This window comes from Corallococcus terminator (genome assembly GCF_049194865.1).
GTDB classification, from domain to species: domain Bacteria; phylum Myxococcota; class Myxococcia; order Myxococcales; family Myxococcaceae; genus Myxococcus; species Myxococcus terminator_A.
The window spans coordinates 16,974-36,803 of the sequence record NZ_JBLZWL010000018.1; the positions used below are offsets into that span (position 1 = coordinate 16,974).

Here is a 19,830-nt window from a genome sequence, read left to right on the forward strand (position 1 = left end):
GTTGGAAGGCCCGGCGCAATGTTCGCCTGCGCCGGGCCTGTAGGGGCGTGGCTACGGGTAGGTGTCCAGGTACGCGCGGTGGCTGTTGGAGAACTCGAAGTTGGTGAACTTGTCCCAGTTGATGGACCAGGTCATCAGGCCCTTGAAGCCGGGGTAGCCCGCGGTGTTGCGCAGGACGTAGGTTCCACCGAAGGACTGGCCCTTGATGAGGTAGTCGAGCGCCTTGTGCACGTTGGCCGGCGTGGTGTACCCGCCACCCGCCGCCTGCGGCGAAGAGGGCAGGCCGATGAGAATCTGGTCCGGCCGGAGCGCGGGGAACTGCGCGCTGGCGTTGCCGCCCACGGGGAAGCCGCGCAGCAACATCTCCGCCATGGCGACGTGGAAGTCCGGCGTGCTCTGCGCGTAGGCCCGGCCGTCGAGAGCAGTGACGGTCCCGGTGTTGTAGTGCTGCACGTGGAGGTACGTGAGCCTGTCGCGCAGCGAGTAGATGACGGGCAGGTACGCACCCCAGGGGCCGCCGTAGGCCGCCATGCCACCCTGCACATAGGCCGTCTCCGGCGCCATGGTCAGGATGAAGCCGGAGCCATTCTGATTGAGCAGCTGGCGGGTGGCCTGGATGAGGTTCGTGATTCGCGGCGTGGTGGGGTTGCGGAAGTCCGTGTCGCCGCCATTGAGCGACAGCGAGCTGCCCTCCAGGTCCAGGTCGAACCCATCGAAGCCATAGGTGGTGATGAGGCCCTGCATGGTGGTGACGAAGTTCTGCCGGGCGGCGGCGTCATCCAGGTGCACCGTGCCGTTGGCTCCGCCGATGGAGATGAGCACCTTGCGCCCCTGGCTCTTGAGCAGGGCGACGTCCGCCTTGAAGTCCGCGACGCTGGAGTTGTACGGCGTGAAGGCCATGTTGCCGGAGCCGGCGCCGCCCACGGGCTCGGCGAACGCGACCTGGATGACGTTGAACTTCGCGGAGATGTCGCGCAGCCGGATGTTCGTCGAGCCGTTGTCGAAGTTGTGCCAGTAGCCGACCAGGAGCTTGTTGCCCACCGGCTGCGTCCCCGTCGTCGTCGCGGAGATGCTGTTGCTCGCGGAGGAGCGGTTGCCCGCGGCGTCGCGCGCCTTCACGGTGAACGTGTACGTCGTGTTCGCGGCCAGCCCCGTCACCGTGACGCTGGTGGCGCCGGAGGTAGTGGTGGACGAGGACGCTCCACCATTGACGAAGACCTCGTAGCCGGTGACGCCCACGTTGTCGGTGGACGCGCCCCAGGACAGCGACACGCTGCTGGCGCTCACGCCGGTGGAGGCGAGGTTGGCGGGAGTGGAGGGCGCCACCGTGTCGGTCGCCGGGCGGGGCGACGTCGTCACGCTGTGCGCGGTGCTCGCGGCGGAGCGGTTGCCCGCGGCATCACGCGCCTTCACGGTGAAGGTGTAGGTGGTGTTCTCCGAGAGGCCCGTCACGGTGACGCTGGTGGCCCCGGACGTGGACGCCGACGCGTTGGCGCCTCCATTGGTGAAGACCTCGTAGCCGGTGACGCCCACGTTGTCCGTGGACGCGCCCCAGGACAGCGACACGCTGTCGAAGGTCTTCGCGGTGGAGGTGAGCGAAGCGGGCGTGGAGGGGACTTGGGTGTCGGGCTGCGGATTCCCCGTACGCTCCAGCCACAAGGCCAGGACGTTGGGCGGCTCCCAGCCCACGAGGGAAAAATGGGACTGACGGCAGTCGTAGGCCTTGCCTCCATAGGAGGCGATGTCACCCACGGTGTACTGCGTGTTGGGGGCCCAGGCCCCCCGGTCCGCCGCGAGCGCGGACGTGGGAAGCAGGGTGCTGAGCAGGGTGACGAAGGCCACCAGGGCGGCGAGTGCCGCTCGGGGGAGGTGTCCTGGAAGCTGCATGGCGTCTGCCTTTCGGCTGGGGGAAAACCGAAGAGAGCGGACCGCCCCATTTTTCGGGTCATTCCTTCTTTTCGTTTTTCCCCCTCGCCCCAGGACCGGGCGAGCGACCCGCTCCATGCTTTCTGGCGCCGCACGCCCCATTTTTCCGAGGAAGGGCGAGGACGGCCTGTCATTTCGCGGGTTTGACGGCGGCGTTCAGAAAATTAAAAGGCCATGTCGATCTCCCGCGAGTCTGTTCGACGAAGAAGTAGAGCCCGGGACAACGGGCACGTACGAGCCCAGGAACCTGAAGGAGAACGACATGCGATTCATGGTGCTGGTCAAGGCGACGAAGGACTCGGAATCGGGAGCCCCGCCGGATGAGAAGCTGATGGCCGAGATGGGGAAGTTCAACGAGGAGCTGGTGAAGGCGGGCGTCATCCTCGCGGGCGAGGGACTCCACCCCAGCTCCAAGGGCGTGCGGGTGCGCTTCTCCGGCACGAGCCGGACGGTGATTGACGGCCCCTTCGCGGAGACGAAGGAGTTGGTGGCCGGCTTCTGGCTGTGGCAGGTGAAGTCGAAGGAAGAGGCCATCGAGTGGGTGAAGCGCTGCCCCAACCCGATGCCCGGCGAGTCGGAGATCGAAATCCGCCAGGTCTTCGAGATGGAGGACTTCGGCGCCGAGTTCACGCCCGAGCTGCGTGCGCAGGAAGAGCGTCTGCGTGAGCAGATTTCCAAGAACTAGGCGCCCCGGCCCTCACCCACACCCCCGCTGAACACACGCGACCCCTGCATGGGGTCCGTGTGAAAAACCATCCCCGGTGCGCACGGCTTCACGCCGTGTCGCCGTGGGGTTTATCGCGAGAGCCCCTGGTTCACGCGATGTCTGTATTTGATGACCACCCGGCGCACCGCACAGGGCCTTGCTTGCCCATGGCGGAGGCGCGCCTGGATGAGCCCCTTGTGTGTCTATGCCGCGGGCCGGCTCATTCCCGAAAACGTTCGTTCGTTGCCCTGCGCATGTGTGGGTTATTCCCGTGCGTGTTGGTTTTTGTCTGTCTTTTTGTGTCGTTCGAGACAGGTCGCGAGGCAATGTCAGACCCCTGATGCACAACGCACGTGGCTCATTCATCTCCATGCGGTTCATGAATTGTGAGGCTTCAGAATGTCCCCGTCATTCCAGCAGGGCACCCGTTCGCTTGCACAGGTCCTGGAGCAGATTCGTCGTTGCGCGGCGAGCGTCACGCGGTATCCGCTCGATATCCTCACGGCGGAGGCCCACCTCGAGGACGAGCTGGGCATCGACTCGGTGAAGCTCGCCGAGATTGCCGCCGTCGTCGCGAGGGAGTTCAACCTCCCAGCCGACCGGCTACCCCGCGGCGCGAAGGCGCGCACGCTGGGCGCCATCTCCGAGCGCGTGGCGGAGCTGCTGGCGGAAGCGGCGCCTGCTCCCGTCGCGGCGCCCGTGGTCTCTCCCGCTCCCGAGCAGGCTCCTGTCGCCAGCCCGCGCGAGGTGTCTGCCTCGCCCGTGGCGTCGTCGGACATCGAGGCGCAGGTGCGCTCCGTGTTCGCGCGCGTCACGCGTTATCCCCTGGAGCTGCTGACGCTGGAGGCGGACCTGGAGGACGAGCTTGGCATCGACTCCGTCAAGCAGGCGGAGGTGATGGCGGTGCTCGCCAAGGAGCTGGGGCTGGAGGTGGGGCCGAAGCCCTCCCAGCGGCTGCGGACGCTCTCCGCGCTGTGCGAGGCGATTCGCGCGTCGCGAGGAGTGGTGAGCACGCCGCGACGTGAGGAGGAGCAGCCCGCGCGGGCCGCGCCGCCGCCCGTCGTGGCTCGGCTTCCCTTCGAGGGGAAGGTCGCGCTCGTCACGGGCTCGGGCAAGGGCATTGGCAAGGTCATCGCCATGCGGCTGGCCAGCGCGGGAGCGACGGTGGTGGTGAATTCGTTCCATTCCCGAGACGACGGGGAGCGGACGGCCCAGGAGATTGTCGCGGCGGGGGGCAAGGCGCTGCACCTGTGGGGCTCCGTCGCGCAGGAGGAGCACCTGGAGCGACTGTTCGCCACCATCGCCGAGCAGCTCGGTGGGTTGGACTTCCTGGTGTGCAACGCGTCCAACGGCCTGATTGGGCCGTTCGACCGGATTTCGCCGCGCGACTGGGACAAGGCGTTCCGCACCTGCGTCACCGGCACCTACGAGTGCGCGATGCGGGCACGTCCGCTGATGGCGAGACGGGGCGGTGGGGCCATCGTCACGATGTCCACGTCGATGTCCCAGCGGTACATGCACGACCTGGGTTGCCAAGGTGTGGTGAAGGCCGGAGTCGAGTCCCTCACGCGCTACCTGGCCACGGAGCTGGCGCCCGAGGGCATTCGCACCAACTGCGTATCGGCCGGGCCGGTGCACGGAGAGCTGCTGGGGATGTTCCCCAACGCTCCTGGCCGCGTCTCGCGCTGGGAGGCGGCCACGCCTGGTGGGCAGCTCTGCACGGCGGATGACGTGGCGGACGTGACGGAGCTGTTGCTGGGGCCGAAGACGCAGCGGGTGAACGGCGCCATCTGGGTGGTGGACGGCGGACTCTCCGGCACGGTGGATGGCCTGTTGCCTGTCGGCCGACAGCCTTCCAACGGACACGACGTTCGGGCGCTGCTCGCCCTGGACTCCTGAACACCTTCGACGAGGAGAACGCCATGGGTTACTTCGCTGTCCCGTACGTCATCCACTTCGATGACACGATGGCCTACGGGAGCCATCACTTCCTCACCAACTTCAAGTTCCAGTGCGCGGGTCGCGAGCACCTGCTCTTCGGGCCCCACTTCTTCGAGGTGCCGGAGTTCCGTCGCGACTTCGACCGCGTGCTCCTGCTCACCTATGAGGGGTACTCGCGCAACCTCGCTCCCGCGAACCTGGGTGACAGGCTGGTGGTGCTGACGTCGTTCGAGGAGCGGGGCGAGGTGTCGGTCCGCTTCTGCTTCCGGACGTTGAAGCAGGACGGCACGCCCGTGGCCTGCGGCTACCAGACGGTGCTCTGCGCGGACAAGGAGACTGGCGCCCTCTGCCCGTTCCCTGACTCGTTCCGTCCGTGCTTCGAGTCCCTGGCCGGCATGTTCGAGCCCCCCGCGACGCTGAGCTTCCGTGAGCGCGCGCTCAAGGGGGGCGCCGCGATGTCGGAGCTGTTCTCGGAGAGTGTCCGGGGGCTGGCGAAGCAGCTCCTCTCGGACCCGGCCACGTTGGGCTCGGCCCGCCTGGTGGAGGTGGCGACGCCCGCGCGCACCGCACCGAAGGATGCGCCCCTCTTGGGGCTGCCCGCGGGTGCCACCTCCTTCTTGTTCGCGGGACAGGGCTCGTTCGAGCCTGGGTTGTTCGCGCGACTGAAGCTCCTTCAGCCGGAGCTGCGCGACGACCTCGCGGCGGTCGAGGACGTGGCACGGCGGTACGGGTTTGATGCGGGGCCCTTGCTCGCGGCCCGGGATGCGGACGAGGTGCGGCGGGCGCTGGAGCAGGCGCCCCGGTTGGACCAGCTCGGCATCTTCCTGTCGGGAGTGCTCGGAGCGCGGTGGCTGATGCGCGAGGGAAGGGCCGCCGACATCTTCGTGGGGCACAGCTTCGGGGAGATCGCCGCGATGACGGCGGCCGGGGCGTTGGACTTGCGCGGGGGCGCGGAGGTGGTGTGCCTGCGAAGCCAGGCGCTCCAGACGGTGTCGGACGACCTGGGCACGCTCGCCGCTGTTGCGCTGGGTGAGGCGGAGACGTCGCGGGCCATCGCGGACAGTGGTGCGACGGGGCTGGTCATCGCGGGCCGCAATCACGCGAAGCAGACCGTGGTGGCGGGAGCGCGTGCGGAGCTGGAGCGGCTCCGCTCCCAACTGGAGCAGCGGGGACAGGGCTTCACCTTCGTGGCCAGCCGGTATCCGTTCCACCATCCAGGACTGAGGAGCGCGGCGGAGGCGTTTCGCGCCGCGCTCGCACGTGTCGAGATGCGGCCACCCCGGGGGCCCATCTACTCGCCCATCGAGCGCAGGGTGTACACGGGGGCGCCGGGCGAGTTGGCGGACGCGCTCGCGTCGCACCTGGTTCACCCCTTCGACTTCCAGGGCGCGGTGGAGTGGTTGTCACGCTCGGGTTGCGCCCGCTTCCTGGACTGCGGAACAGAGGGGCGACTGGCGCGCATCGTTCAGCGCATCCTCCCGTCGACCGCCGTCACCGAGGTGAGCGCCATCGCTGGGATGTTGCCCTCGGCGCCAGCCTCCGTGGAACAGGCACCTGGTGAAGTGGAGGAGGAAGCGTCGGCGATTGCCATCGTCTCGCTCGGGTGTCTGTTCCCGGGTGGTGCGTCGGACCCCGAGGCCTACTGGCGGAACATCCGTCAGGGCGTGAGTGGCATCGTCGACCCCGGTGCGAGCGAGCCTTCCCTGGTCACCGACTTCGTGGGACCCACGGGGACGCCGGACCGGGCCTACACGCTCCTGACGGGCGCGGTGCGAGACGCGGACCTGAGGGCTCCGCGAGGCGTCGACCCGGTGCGCTTCCAGCGATACGTCCGCGAGCAGAAGCTCCTCGCCATCGCGCTCGCACAGGGGATGGCGGGGCTGGAGGGAATCGCCGCGCGCTCACCCTCGCGCATCCAGTGTCTGCTCGGCTCCACGGCGGAAGGGTCGTCCGAGTACGACGCGGCGCTCAGCCTGGAAGCGGGAGAGGCGCTCCTTCGCGCGAAGGGGATGCACGCGGCCGACCTCGCCTTGCTGTCACAAGCGGCGCGCTCGGTGATGGGCGTGGAGGCCCGGTCCTCCGAGCTGGCGCCACATCCCACGCTTCAGGCGGTGGTGACGGATGTGGTCGGACGGGGCGTCTCCACGGTGTTGCTCGATGCCGCGTGCGCGTCCTCGCTCTATGCCATCGCGCTGGGGATGAAGTCGCTCCAGCAGGGCAGGGCGGACCTGGTGCTGGCCGGAGGAGTCTTCTCGCCGGGTCCTGGCAACAGTTGTCTCTTCTCCCAGTTCAACGGGCTCTCGGCGACCGGGAGTCGTCCGTTCGACGAGCGGGCGGATGGAGTCATCTTCGGAGAGGGCGCGGGTGTCGTGGGGCTGATGCGTCTCTCGGACGCGCTCTCCCAGGGGCTTCCGGTGCGCGCCATCGTCCGGGGCACGGGGCTCTCCAGTGACGGTCGCAGCAGCTCGGCGAACGTCCCGCGCGTCGAGGGACAAGTGGCGGCGATGACGGCGTGCTACGCGGCGGCCGACATCGACCCGGCCACCATCCAGTACCTGGAGGCGCACGGCACGGCCACTCCGGCGGGAGATGCCACCGAGCTGAAGTCGATTGCGAAGGTCTTCGGCGGCAAGCGCCAGGGCATCCAACTCGCGAGTGTGAAGGCGCTGATTGGCCATGTGGGCTGGGCGGCGGGCGCGGCCTCGGTCATCAAGCTGTGCAAGGCCCTGGAGCACCGGCTCATTCCGCGACAGGCGAACTTCGAGAGACCCGGCGCGGAGCTGCGCGCGCTGGGCCCCGACTTCGAGGTGAGCCTGCGCGAGCAGCCCTGGCCCGAGAATGGCGAGCACCCGCGCCGTGCCGCCACGAACGGCTTCGGCTTCGGGGGAACCAACGCGCACCTGGTGCTCGAGGAGTATCGGGGTGGGCGTGTCGCGCCGCGTGCCTCGGTGCGCACGGCTCCTGGAAGTGAGCTGGTGGTGGTGGCCGCCGAAGGTGTGTTCCCGGACTCAAGAGGCCTGCCGACTGTCGGTGTGCCGTCCGAAGTGGGCGCACGCTTCGACGCCGCGGCCTTCAGGCTGCCGTCGTCACTGCGGCTGTTGCCGGACATCGCCGAGGACATGGACCTGACGCAGGGGCTCGCGCTCACCGCTGCCAGTGCGCTCGTCCAGAAGCTGGCGGGCTTCGAGGGGCTGCGTGCGGGAACGGCCCTCGTGCTTGGGCTTGAAGGGAAGACCCGTCGAGGGGTGGAGGCCATCCAGCGCGTGCTGGCCGCGTCCACGCGTCGCAAGCTGAGGGAGCGTGTCCTGAGGGCGCCGGAGCAGGCGGCCCTGCTGCCGCTGGCGGAGCGCTTCCATGACGTGGTGCGGGGGGCGCTGCGTCCATCCGGGCCCTACACGTTGCAAGGGATGATGGCGAACGTCACGCCGGGGCGAGTAGCGGGAGCGCTGGACGTGAAGGGCCCCAACTTCGTGGTCGATGCAGGAGGGGCTTCACTGGCCGCCGCGCTGAAGGCCGCGCGAGGCGTGTTGGAGACGGGCTTCGAGCTGGTGCTCGTGGGCGGGGCGCATGTGCTTCGCCCGGGAGCCGTCGCGAGTGAGGCCCAGTCCGAAGAGGGGCTGATGCTGCTGGCGGTCACCACCGCCGAGAAGGCCGCGCGGCGAGGCTTGAAGGTGCTGTGCCGCCTCCAGATGTCGGAGGTCACGGACTCGCGAGTTGGGTCCAGTCACGCGTTGCCTCCGCATTCGGCGCGAGAAAGCCTGGAGGTCCTGCGAGCGGTGCAGGCCGCCGCCGAAGGACGCCCCGCCACGCTGTGCTTCCATCCGGAAGCCGCGAGTGGCACCCGGTTGGAGCTTCAGCTCCAGCCTCGGCAGGGGACCGAGGTAATTGCCTCCTTGAACCCTCGTCGCACGGATTTGAAGGAGGTCGTCGCCGAGGACTCGGCAAGTGGCTTCGACCACAGTGAGCCCATTGGCTATTACTCGCCCGTGCTCGTCGAGCAGCCGGCTCGGGCGATGCGGCCCATGAAGCGCGAGGCGCGTCGAGTCCTCTTCATCGCGGAGGGCGAGGCGCTGGCACACGAGCTGGAGCCCCAAGCACGCCGACTGTTCGGACCTGACTTCCTCGTGCTCTTCGCGGGCGAATCCAAAGCAGCGGGACAGGTTCGCGGCATTGACCTGACCCGCGAGGAGACTGCCGACGCGGCGCTGGAGGCGCTGGGCTTCTCGCCCCAGCTCATCCTCTCTGTCAGTCGAGTCGAGCCGGACGCACGAGAGGCCGAGGTGGTCTCCGACACGGCGCTGCGCCACGAGGCGCTGGAGTTGCTCTTCCTCGCCGCTCGCCGCTCCTACGAGCAGCTCCTCTCCGGAGAAGTCACGCTGGCGAGCCTGTGCGTGGGAGGTGTGGGCCCCCGGCGCGTCCTGCATCCGATGACCGGTCTGTTCGCCGGCATGCTCAAGTCCATCGCTCGCGAAGTCCCGGCGCGAAACGTTCGCGCCATCGCGACCTCACAGCGCAGCCTTCCGGACGCTCTGGAGCAGGCCCTGGTCGAGCTGGGCTCGGAAGAAGAGGGCACTGGCTCGGTCGAGGTCTGCTTCGACGCGGAGACCCGGTGTGTCCGTCGACTCCGTCCTACCGCTGCTCCTGCAACTGGTGCATCCACGCTCGATTCCAGCTCCGTGGTGCTGCTGACAGGAGGCGGGCGAGGTGTCACGGCGGTGCTCGCTGGGGCGCTCCTGAAGCGGTATGGATGCACGGTGGTGCTCCTGGGGCGCAGCGACCCGGAAGCCGCGCCGGAGCGGGTGCTTCACGCCTCGGAGGACCAGCTCCCCACGGTGGAGCGGGACTTCTACGCCTCGGAGCTGGCGGCGAAGCCGGGCACGCGGATGCCCGAGCTGCGAGCGCGCTTCGAGCGACACCTCGCGGTCCGCGAGCTGCGGTCCACATTGGTGGGGCTCGCGAGGTTGCCAGGGCGCATGGTCTACCGCGTCGCGGATGTCACGAGTCCGGGAGACGTGGCGCGGGTGATGGACGAGCTCACCCGAGAGCACGGGCGCCTGGACCTGGTGGTCCACGGGGCGGGCACGCAGACGTCCAAGAAGCTGAACCGGCGGCGTCTCGCGGAGCTGCGCACGAACCTGGACACGAAGCTGCTCGGGCTCCGCAACCTGCACGCGGCCTGCGCGAGTCGCTTCGAGAGACCTGTGCCTTTCCATGTCCTCACGTCCGCGTTCAGCTTCATCGGCAACGACGGGCAGGCGGACTACGGCGCGGCGAACGAGGCGCTGGACCGCTTGTGCGCCTGGGTCAGCGACGCGAATCCACGGGCACCCTGGTGCAGCGTGGGGTGGCTGGCCTGGGATGGAATCGGAATGACCCGAGGCTCCGAGTACCGCGTGCTCGGTGCCAGCCGGAAGCTGCGCGGAATTCGCGCGGAGGAAGGGGAGGCGCTGTTCCTCCAGCTCCTCGAAGGCCCCCTGCGCGAGTCCATCCACGTGCAGCTCACGGAGAGCGAGCGTTCCTACTACGGGCTGGAGCTGCTGCCCGCGGAGCCCCCAGCGGCGACGGTGAGGGACCTCATGGTCGATGCCGCGAGCGTGCCCTGTCTGGAGGACCACCTCGTCCGTGGCACGCCCACGCTGCCCGGGGCCTGGGCATTGGACTTGATGCTGCGGGCCGCGCTGGGAGACGGGCGACCAGAGCTGCGCACCGTCACCATCGAGGACGTGCGGTTCTCCCGCTTCATTCGCGTGAAGCCCGGGGGACGTCAGGCCCTGCGTGCCGAGTGCAGCCAGCTCACCGACGAGCCGGGCCGTCATTGCGTGCGGGTGAAGCTGCTGGGCGACATCGTCCATGCCTCCGGCGTGGTGCTCGAACGAGACCTCGTCTTCGCGGAGGCCCGCTTCACGCTGTCGGCCCAGCCGCCCAAGGGCACGCCGGGGCTCGATGCGGCGACGCCCTCGGGACGTGGCCTGTCCGCGGAGGACCCCCACTGCGCACAGGGAGGCCCCATCGAGCTGAGGAAGATGTTCGACTGCCTGGAGGACATCCGCCTGGAGCGCTCGGCGCGCTTCGCGAGCGTGGGGCTGCCAGCGCGGCGGGAACACGCGGGGGCCACCGTGCCCGCGCTCGTCCTGGACGCGGCGCTGCGACTGAGCGCGATGCACGTGGATGGAGTGTCGAGCGCCGTCTTCGCGCCCATCCAATTCGAACGAGCCACCTTCGACCGAGGACTGGTGGGCGAGACGGATGCACCGCTGCGGCTGTCATTGAAGGCGCTGAGTCCCCGGCTGGACGGGGACATCCTCCAGTGCGGCACCGTCGCGGCGGTCGACGAGGCGGGACGGCTGCGAATGCTGCTCGAGGGCGGCCTCGCGCGTCCCATGGCTTGAACCCTCTCTCCATCGGGTGAACACAATGAACTCCACCGCACTGTCGACGGCGTCCCTGCCCATCGATGACCCGAAGCCGCTCCGCGCGGAGCTGCGTCGGGTGATGCCTCCCGAGTCCTTCGCGCCGCAGCCCCATCGGGGTGTCATCGCGCTGGCGCTGGTGCCAGTGATGATGGGCCTGATGGGGTTGCTGGGCTGGGGAGGCTTGCCCTGGTGGCTCTGTCTGCCGCTCTCGTTCCTGCTCGGTCAGATGGTCACCACCGTGGGGCTGGCCGCGCACGAAGCGCTGCACCACGCGGTCTTCCGCAGCCGGCGATGGGAGGACGTCTTGGGATGGGCGGGCTTCGCCCCGTTCCTCGTCACGCCGGGCAACTGGCGGGCCTGGCATGTCCAGGCGCACCACAGCGCCGCGAACATCCACCAGAGGGACCCGGACATCCTCCCGCGCCAGCAGGACCTGGGCACCCAGCGGTTCGCGCGACTGTTCCATGCGATTTCACCGGGCTCGGGCACCTGGGTCAGCTACATCAGCTTCGGCCTGTTCTTCACTGCGCAGGGCCAGGCGTTCCTGTGGCACCACATCCGCCAGCCCCAGCTCCGGCACGTGCGCATGAACCTCGTGAAGGAGCGCGTCCTCACGGTGCTGGTGACGGCGGGCTGGTTCACGCTGGGCTTCGCCATGGGACCCAGGGGCGCGCTCTTCGCGCTCGTCATTCCCCTGCTCGTCGCCAATGTCACGCTGATGATCTACATCGCCACCAATCACTGGCTCCTGCCGGCGTCCGAGGACAGCGACAACCCCTTCGTGAACACCGCGAGCGTGGAGACCCACCCGCTGATGAACTGGGCCCACCTCAACTTCAGCTATCACCAGGAGCACCACATCTTCCCGGCCATGAGCCCTCGCTTCGCGCCGCTGCTGCGGCAACGGCTGCGAGAGCTCAAGCCGGAGGTGTCCGCCGTCTTCCCCCATGTCCACGCCCTGCGCACGCTGTACTCGCGCCCGGCGCTGTACTCACCCACGGACGGCACCGTGCTGGTGGGCAGGGACGGCACGCCCGCGGTGAGCACGGAGGAGCTGCGCAGGCGGCTGGACGCCCCCAGGCAGGCCATGTCGTAGGCTGGGCGAAAATCGGGCATGGGCGCGCGACGCCCATGCCCTCGCGGCATCCGAGGGCCCAGCCCCTCTGGCCCCTTCGCGGGAGATGCACCCACATGGCAGGACTCTTCGACCCCCTGGCGCTCCGTGAGAATGTCGTCGCGCGAAACCGCATCTGGCTCGCGCCGCTCACGAACCAGCAAAGTCATGCGGACGGCACGCTGTCCGATGACGAACTCCACTTCCTCGCACTGCGCGCGGATGGGGGCTTCGGGTTGGTGGAGACCTGCGCGACGCATGTGGAGCAGGACGGCAAGGCGTGGCCGGGCGAGCTGGGTGTGCACGACGACGCGATGCTGCCGGGCCTGCGCAGGCTGGCCGCGCGAATCCACCAGGGCGGCGCGCTCCTGTCCGCGCAGCTCTTCCATGGCGGCCTGCGGGCAGACCCCGCCGTCAGCGGCCTGGAGCGCTGGAGCGCGAGCGCGCACACCGAAGAGGCGGACCGGTGCCGGGAGGGGACGGAGGAGGACATCCAGGGAGCTATCGACGCCTTCGCGAGCGCGGCGCGCCGCTGCGCGCAGGCGGGCTTCGACGGTGTGGAGCTCCACGGCGCGCACGGCTACCTGCTGTCGCAATTCCTGAGCACCACCTACAACCGTCGCGAGGACCGCTGGGGCGGCTCGCTGGAGAATCGCTCACGGCTCATCCGCGAGACGCTGGCCGCCGTCCGGCGCGCGGCGCCCGAGCTGGTCCTCGCCGTGCGCCTGTCCCCCGAGGACTTCGGGCAGGCCAAGGGCCTGGACCTGGACGAGACGATTGAAGTCGCGCGGATGCTCGCCCAGGAGGGGATGGACGTCCTCCACCTGTCCCTGTGGCGCTCGGCCCTCAACACCCACAAGCGCCCCCAGGAGCACGCGACGACGCTGTTCCGCGCGGCGGTGCCTTCACGGGTCAAGATTGTCGTGGCGGGCAACATCTGGACGAAGGAGGACGCCGAGGCACAACTGGCGCTCGGCGCGGATGCGGTGGCCCTGGGCCGCTCCGCCATCGCCAACCACGACTGGCCCGAGCGCGTCCGCCGAGGTGACGCCATCCAGCGCGCCCCCATCCCCGCGGAGGTGCTGCGAAGGGAGGGCGCGTCAGCGGGCTTCGTCGAATACCTGCGTGCCTGGAAGAATTACGTCGTCCCGTGAGGGCGGCGCCAGCGGGGGGCCAGCCCTGGGGGACCCCGGGTCTCCGGAACCCCTGCTTTTTGTCCCATTGGGACTTTAAATATGCGACGAGGGCGTGCGTCCTAACGGGCGTCCGACACCTTGACGGTGTGCGGCTCAGCACCTCACCTTCTTCTTTCAGGACTTTCGTCATGAAAAGCCGCACCCAGCTCATGCTGTGCTCGATGTCCTTCGCTCTTGCCGCCACTCCCGCCCTGGCCGGTGACACCTACCGCCTGCAGGATGACAGCACCCAGGAGGGCTACTCCAACGAAGGCTATGCCAGCGAGGAGGCCACGGAGGAGAAGGGCGGCGGCAAGGGATTCGCGCTGGGCCTGAGCGTGGGTTACGGCGCTCCGTACGGCGAGCTGGGCTCGGTTGACGCGGACGACGACGAGTCCAACCCGGTGAGTGACCTGGTCACGGGCGTCATCCCGATTCAGCTGGAGGCCGGTTACTTCTTCAACCCCAACGTGTACCTGGGCGCGACCTTCCAGTACGGCATCGCGAGCCTCAATACCGACGAGGCCGATTGCGATGACGCGGCCGGCGTCAGCGTGAGCTGCAGCGCGAGCCAGCTCCGCCTGGGCGTCAACCTGGCCTATCACTTCAACGTCACGCCCAAGATCGACCCCTGGGTGAGCGTGGGTGTCGGCTATGAGTTCCTCAACCAGTCCGTCAAGGCCGAGCAGGACGGCGAGTCCATCACCGCCAAGGCCTCCGTGAAGGGCTTCGAGTTCATCGCCGCCCAGGTGGGGCTCGACTACCGCATCTCCCCGAAGTTCTCGGTGGGTCCGTTCGCGACCGTCACCGCGGGCCAGTACTCCACCGCCACGGTGTCCCTCGAGTCGAGCGTGGAACTCCCCGGCGGGGACCTCGAGGAGTCCGAGGACCTGGAGTCGAAGAAGATCCACGGCTTCATCTACGGCGGCATCCGCGCGCAGTACCGCTTCTAGTCGTCAGGCGTGAGACGTCGGGCCAGGACTCACCGGCCCGACGTTCCGCTGTCTGGGACGCGGCCTCAGATGTACTCGTCGAGCCAGTCGAACATGCGGTGATTGGCGACGGCCTGAGCGCCCTCCTGGCAGTGCAAGAGTCCGGTGTCCTGCTCCGTGAAGAGCAGGTAGTCCTTGGGGCACGTCAGCGCGTCGTAGAGCTGCTTCGCCTGGGCCCCCGAGTACGCCTCCGCGGTGCCGTCCATGACGAGCGTGCGGCAGCGGATGCGGTGGACGACGGGCTCGTTGGTGAACTCCCGCAGCTTGAAGAGCAGATCCGACGGTGAGCTGGCGCCGTGCTTGGACATGGCGTCGCGCATGTACCAGCGGTACAGGAACACCTGCGACATGAGCTCGTAGAGGGCCGCGTCGAACGCCGCCGGGTCCGTGTCGAGCAGCTTCATGATGTCGGGGAAGTAGCCGTTGAAGTTGTCGAACTGCGACTTGCCCCAGTCGAGCACGCCCGGGTTGGGGATGAGAATCTTGAGGCGCCGCTCGAACGCCGCCGCGCGCGGCACCAGCGCTCCGCCCATGCTCCAGCCCAGCAGCGCCAGCCTCCGCGAGTCCACGCCGGCGATGCGCACGGCGAAGTTGACGACGGGCGTGATGACCTTCTCCCAGTCGGGCCGGAACGTCAGGTGTTGCTCCCGGACGGACATGCCCTGGCCCGGCGCATGGACGATGAGGCAGTGGTAGCCCCGCTCCAGGGCGGCATCAATCACATACTTGGACTCCTCCGGCCACGCGTCGCGGCCCTGCTGGAAGATGAGCAGCGGCGCCTGCCCGCGCGTGTCGGGGGCGCGGAAGAAGTAGCCGGGCAGGGTGGTGTTCTCGTAGGGAATCCGCACGGGCGTCGCCGGAATCTTGAGCAGCCTCAAGGCCTTGTCGTAGGCGTCCACCGCCTTGCGCCCCGTGGCCAGCACGCTGGGGTGGCTCGGCTCCGGGTGGTGGATCAGCGCGGCGCGGTAGTAATTGGCCGCGCGCAGGTAGGCGTTGCCCGCGCTGCGGGAGTGGCGGCGGGCAAGGCTCGAGTCCCCCATGGCCCGGAGGCGGTCCGCCGTGCTGACCCACTCGGTGGGCCAGCTCCACTCGTCCTCGGGGTGGATACGGCTCGCGGTGTCCAGCACCTCGCCGATATCCGCCTGGGCGCTGTACGTCGCGGCCAGGAAGTGCAGGAGCTGGTTCTCCATGATGGGGTCCGACAGCAATCCCAGCTCATACCAGGGCCGCGAGGGCTCCTGGGCGCCAGGTGACGGCGCCGCTCCAGGTGACGTCGCGGCGAGCGAGGCGGGGGCGCGCAGGAGCGCGAGACCTCCGGTGAGCCCCAGGCCCGCGTGGAGCAGGGAACGGCGATTCAGGTTGAAACCCATGGTGTGCTGCCTCCGGATGAGGGATTGGAGGCTTGAACACCGGGCTCTTTTAATTCTGTCATCGCGACCCGAAATCACAGACGCGAGGGCGCCGAGGTGTTCAACAGCACATGCGGCGGCGGGAAGGTCACGGAGTTTCCCGTGCCTTCCTTGGGTTCTTCAGGGTGTGTTACTCAGGCGATTGAATCGTGCGATTCGTTTGTGCGATTGTCAAGGAGGCCCGCTCACTTCCGCCGCGCGCGCCAGCCCCCTTGAGTCCAGGAGGCTGGCGCCTGGGGTGGCTTACGGCGTGGTGAACTGGGTGAGCCAGTTCAGGTTGGTGCGCAGGGACCAGGGCGCGGTGCCGGTGCGCCAAGTCGAGTCGAGGAGCAGCCCGGTGCAGCCGCCCGAGCGCATGTAGCAGTGGTCCGCGTTGAGGTCCCCGAGCTGGATGTCCTTGATGATGTACCAGCCGCTGTTGTTGCTCTGGAAGCAGGACGTCGCCAGGGGGCAGGACTGGCCCGTCGTCTCCGTGTTTTGAGCGCGGACGGAGGACTCGGTGGGGCCGACGAAGATGTCCTGCTCTCCGTTGATGATGCGCAGGCGGTTGCTCGGCAGCGCGCGGTTGCCATTGGCCACGCAGGAGCTCAGGTTGTAGATGGAGTACTGGACGCCCGCGCCCAGGCCGTAGGCTGCCTGGACTCGCGAGTCATGGTTCTTGGCGAGGATGGCCATGATGGAGCCCTGGCTGAAGCCCGCTACGACGATGCCCTTGGAGCAGTCCGCCTTGGCGCGAGCGCACAGCGTGCCCACGGCGCTGGTGGCCCGGCTGCCGTCATAGATGCACTTGGACCGTGTGGTCATGCTGGAGCAGGTGCCGAACGTCGCGTTGTCGTACTCCACGGTGGCGGCGACATAGCCGCGCGCCGCCATCTCCTCCACCGCGGCCAGGGCCGAGGAGTGCTGGTACGGCTCCGTGGTGCCCACCGTGTAGATGAACACGGGGTACTTGCCCGAGGCCGACGGCTCCTGGCCGCGCAGATTGTACGTGGAGGAGCACGACGACGTGCCGCCGCCACGGTACGTCGCCGTGAAGCTGCTCAAGGACTGCGCTCCTGCGGAGGTCGTCCAGGCCAGGGTCAGGAGCAATCCAAGACGGAAGGTCAGCTCTGTCTGCTTCATGACTTCTCCTCGTGGGTAACGTGGGACTTCATGTCCGGGGCTTCGGGCACCCGGACCGACGTGAGCCGTCGCTGCATTCACAGGCGGCTCCGTTCTCACGATTAAGCCCCCGAGGATGTCTTCTCGTCTATCTGATTTTTCTGACTGTTATGTTTTTCCTCGTTTTGTTCCGCGCCGCGAAACATGACTGTCTTTGTTTCGCGGAGCGGAATGTCATTCGCGATGTTTCGGCTTCAGTGAGGAGGGGCTCCGACGCGCCGCGTTGTGTGCTGTCCGGAGTTCTACCCTGGGTTAGGTTGGCTCCATGGTTCCCGAAACGCATCAGCGCTTCCTGGATGCGGCCCTGGCCGCCTGGTCTTCCGACCCGCGGCTCGTGGGGGTGGCCGCCGGGGGAAGTCTCCTGACGGGCCGGATGGATGCCTTCTCCGACCTGGACCTGGTCCTCGTCTGTCGTGACGACGCCCGTGAGGAGGTCCAGCAGGGGCGCCAGGACCTCGCGCGGCGAGCCGGCCCGCTCCTCCAGGGGTTCACCGGAGAGCACGTGGGGGAGCCTCGCCTGCTCATCTGTCTGTATGGGCCGCCGTTGCTCCATGTGGACCTGAAGTTCGTGTCGCTCTCGGAGCTGGGCTCGCGCATCGAGGACCCGAAGGTGCTCTGGGAGCGGGAGGGGGCCCTGACGCGTCGTCTGTCCCAGACGGAGGCCAGGCCGCTTCCCGCCCTGGCGCCGCAGGGGGTGGAGGACCGTTTCTGGGTCTGGATCCACTACGGAGCGGACAAGGTCCGGCGCGGAGAGCTGCTCGAGTGCATCGACCTGCTGACGTTCCTGCGGGGGCAGGTGTTGGCGCCACTGGCGGGCGCGGCGGAAGGACAGGTCATCCGAGGTGTGCGTCGGGTGGAGCAGGACCTGTCGAAGTGGGCGCCTGCCCTCGCGGCCACCGTGGCCCGCGCGGACGCGGTCGACTGCGGGCGGGCCCTTCATGCCGCGGTGTCTCTCTATGAGCAGGTCCGGGACTCGGCGGGAGCCGTCCGGCGCTCCCCCGCGGAGCAGGCCGTTCGTGAGTATCTCTCGGCTTGTTTCCCGCAACGCGAGCCATAGCCTGTTCGGAGGCTGGGAGGCATGTTAGACGCGGCGCCTCATGGCTCCTGTTTTTCTGTCTCTGTCGTTGTGGCTCACCCTGGGGCAGGCCTCCGAGTCTCCTCCGGTGGAGCAGCCTTTCCAGGCGCGTCTGTCCTTTCTCGCGGGTGACGAGGATGTCGACACCGCGGGCTCGTTCACTCAGTGGAATGCGGCGCTCGATGCGCACACTTCCGAGCTGACCTCGGGGCTGCGTGCCGAGGCGGCGCTGTCGTTCTTCATCGGGTCGAACGGCACCGGTCGAGGTGTCACCTTCGGGGACAATGGCAGTGCCATCCGGCTGCGCTACCGGCCATCCCACTGGGCGGCTGAAGAAGGCCTGGCGCTGGGTGTCTACCCGCTGAGCTCCGTCCGGCTGTACCTGGGCTCGTCCTACCCCGTGACGTGGGCGCGGGAGGTCTTCCCGCGCCGCATCGGAGGGGAGCCGGCGCTGGAGCTGCGGCTCGCGCGGCGACAGTGGGGCGCGTTCGCGGCGCTGAAGTCCGCCATCATCAGCGGGCTGCTGGCGGAGGAGTCGCGCCACTACGCGGTGCTCGCGGGTGGGTTCGTGGACGTGTTGTCCCAGCTCCGACTGGAGCTGTCGGGCACGTACTCGAGCCTGGGGGCGAACCCCTCCGCGGCGAGCATCGATGTGGACCTGCCTATGCACATGCGCGGGGCCTCCGTGCGCGCCCTGTGGCACCAGGGGCCGCCCATCGGCCGCAACGTGGACCTGTCGCTCTATCGGAGCGACCCGGCATTCTTCGACAGGTCCTTCACGGCCGAGCCTTATGCCTCGGGCTTCGCCGCCTCGGTGTCGCTGGAAGGCAGCCTGGCCTCTCAGGACCTCCTGGTCACCGAGGCCACGACGAGCCCACGCCTCATCACCCAGCAGGCCCGGGCCGCCGCGCTGGAGGTGCGGGTGCGGAAGGATTTCCTGCGGCTGTTCGGGCTTGCGTACTACCGGACCCCGAGCTTCATCCAACTGGGCGTTCCCGGGTTTCCACCGAGCGTGGCTTTCGCGCCCGACGCGGCCCCTCGGGCGGAGGTCTCCGGCTCGTTGGGAGCCGACTACCACTTTGCGCGCTGGGGGCTCACGCCGGGCTTGCTCGCCCGGCTCACGCTGCCAGCGTCCTTCATGGCGCCGGTCTTTGGCTCTCCCAGTCTGCCCCAGGTACTGGTGCTCCGGGGACCCAATCAACTGACGATGCTTCCGGTGGATGCGGAGCGCAAGGCGGTGCTGACCTTGAAGGCCACGGCGCGCTGGGACCTGGGCACGGTGGCCGGCGTCGTGGCGGAGGTCGCCTACGTGAATGACCCCAACAAGACGGAGTTCGTCGAGGATGACACTGGCGTGGCGAGGCCTGTCTTCAAGTCCGCGAGCACCTATGGCGCGACGGTGATGCTCCAGGCTCGATACTGAGCGGAGTGCAATCAATTGCGCGGTGTTCTGGAAATCCAGACGAGGCGGACGCCGCGCTCTCGGTTCGTGAGAAGCAATTTCCAGGAGGTGATACGTGGGCCATGTGAAAGTGTTTCACTCGGGTTCCGTGGCCTGGGTATGTGCTCCATGGTCCTCTGTGAGACATGCGTACTCTTCTGTGCATGCTCATCGCGGTTCCCCTGTTGGCGGGTTGTGGTGGTGACGACGCCGACTCGTGTGGTGATAACGCGTCGCCCGAGACGTACAAGTCGGCCAGGCGGGTGACGTGTTCCGGCACCAGCGAAGCGGACGTGGCCTGTTGTGGCTACTCGAGCGACACGTGCTCGTACACGCTGTGCCGCAAGAGCGTCTGTGGTGAATGGACCGAGGAGTCCTGGTCCTGCCGCTGAGCTGGGGGGCTCTCGGGCGGAACCCGCTTCAAGCTCGGGGGATGTGATTGGGTTCATCCAGGGGAGAGGTCACTCCTGGATGAAC

General features: G+C 68.2%; 12 protein-coding genes. 9 read left to right on the forward strand and 3 right to left on the reverse strand.

Annotated features, from left to right (window positions below; all coding sequences use genetic code 11):
* Positions 1-51 precede the first annotated feature (51 nt).
* Positions 52-1,887 carry a fibronectin type III domain-containing protein gene (locus ACN469_RS09135; RefSeq protein WP_498766211.1) on the reverse strand — a complete coding sequence of 612 codons (1,836 nt, stop codon included), beginning with the start codon at positions 1,885-1,887 and terminating at the stop codon, positions 52-54.
* 301 nt (positions 1,888-2,188) lie between these two features.
* Between ACN469_RS09135 and ACN469_RS09140 the strand changes: the two genes are divergently transcribed.
* The 6 genes from ACN469_RS09140 to ACN469_RS09165 all read left to right on the forward strand — a co-directional run bounded on the left by ACN469_RS09140 (position 2,189) and on the right by ACN469_RS09165 (position 14,228).
* Positions 2,189-2,611, forward strand: coding sequence for a YciI family protein (locus ACN469_RS09140; RefSeq protein ID WP_498766213.1), 423 nt, complete (start codon positions 2,189-2,191; stop codon positions 2,609-2,611).
* Between the two features lie 420 nt (positions 2,612-3,031).
* On the forward strand, positions 3,032-4,531 hold the full coding sequence (locus ACN469_RS09145) for an SDR family oxidoreductase (protein WP_498766215.1): 1,500 nt from the start codon (positions 3,032-3,034) through the stop codon (positions 4,529-4,531).
* 23 nt (positions 4,532-4,554) lie between these two features.
* Positions 4,555-10,962 (forward strand): SDR family oxidoreductase, encoded by a 6,408-nt coding sequence (locus ACN469_RS09150; protein WP_498766217.1) that lies wholly within the window; start codon positions 4,555-4,557, stop codon positions 10,960-10,962.
* Between the two features lie 25 nt (positions 10,963-10,987).
* Positions 10,988-12,082 (forward strand): fatty acid desaturase family protein, encoded by a 1,095-nt coding sequence (locus tag ACN469_RS09155; protein ID WP_498766219.1) that lies wholly within the window; start codon positions 10,988-10,990, stop codon positions 12,080-12,082.
* 95 nt (positions 12,083-12,177) lie between these two features.
* Positions 12,178-13,254, forward strand: a complete 1,077-nt coding sequence (locus tag ACN469_RS09160; protein ID WP_498766221.1) for an NADH:flavin oxidoreductase — start codon at positions 12,178-12,180, stop codon at positions 13,252-13,254.
* Between the two features lie 170 nt (positions 13,255-13,424).
* Positions 13,425-14,228: an outer membrane beta-barrel protein gene (locus ACN469_RS09165; RefSeq protein ID WP_498766223.1), complete on the forward strand. Its 804-nt coding sequence runs from the start codon at positions 13,425-13,427 to the stop codon at positions 14,226-14,228.
* A 65-nt stretch (positions 14,229-14,293) separates the two neighbouring features.
* On the opposite strand, the gene ACN469_RS09170 is transcribed toward ACN469_RS09165, so the two are convergent.
* Complete coding sequence (locus ACN469_RS09170) at positions 14,294-15,637, reverse strand: alpha/beta hydrolase family protein (RefSeq protein ID WP_498766225.1); 1,344 nt, start codon at positions 15,635-15,637, stop codon at positions 14,294-14,296.
* A gap of 282 nt (positions 15,638-15,919) precedes the next feature.
* Positions 15,920-16,798 (reverse strand): alpha/beta hydrolase family protein, encoded by an 879-nt coding sequence (locus ACN469_RS09175; RefSeq protein WP_498766227.1) that lies wholly within the window; start codon positions 16,796-16,798, stop codon positions 15,920-15,922.
* A 304-nt stretch (positions 16,799-17,102) separates the two neighbouring features.
* On the opposite strand from ACN469_RS09175, the gene ACN469_RS09180 reads away from it, so the two are divergent.
* The 3 genes from ACN469_RS09180 to ACN469_RS09190 all read left to right on the forward strand — a co-directional run bounded on the left by ACN469_RS09180 (position 17,103) and on the right by ACN469_RS09190 (position 19,745).
* Positions 17,103-17,894, forward strand: a complete 792-nt coding sequence (locus tag ACN469_RS09180; protein ID WP_498766229.1) for a hypothetical protein — start codon at positions 17,103-17,105, stop codon at positions 17,892-17,894.
* Positions 17,895-17,934: 40 nt separating this feature from the next.
* On the forward strand, positions 17,935-19,335 hold the full coding sequence (locus ACN469_RS09185; RefSeq protein ID WP_498766231.1) for a hypothetical protein: 1,401 nt from the start codon (positions 17,935-17,937) through the stop codon (positions 19,333-19,335).
* Between the two features lie 164 nt (positions 19,336-19,499).
* Entirely contained in the window at positions 19,500-19,745 is a 246-nt protein-coding gene (locus ACN469_RS09190) for a hypothetical protein (protein WP_498766233.1), read from the forward strand.
* Positions 19,746-19,830 lie beyond the last annotated feature (85 nt).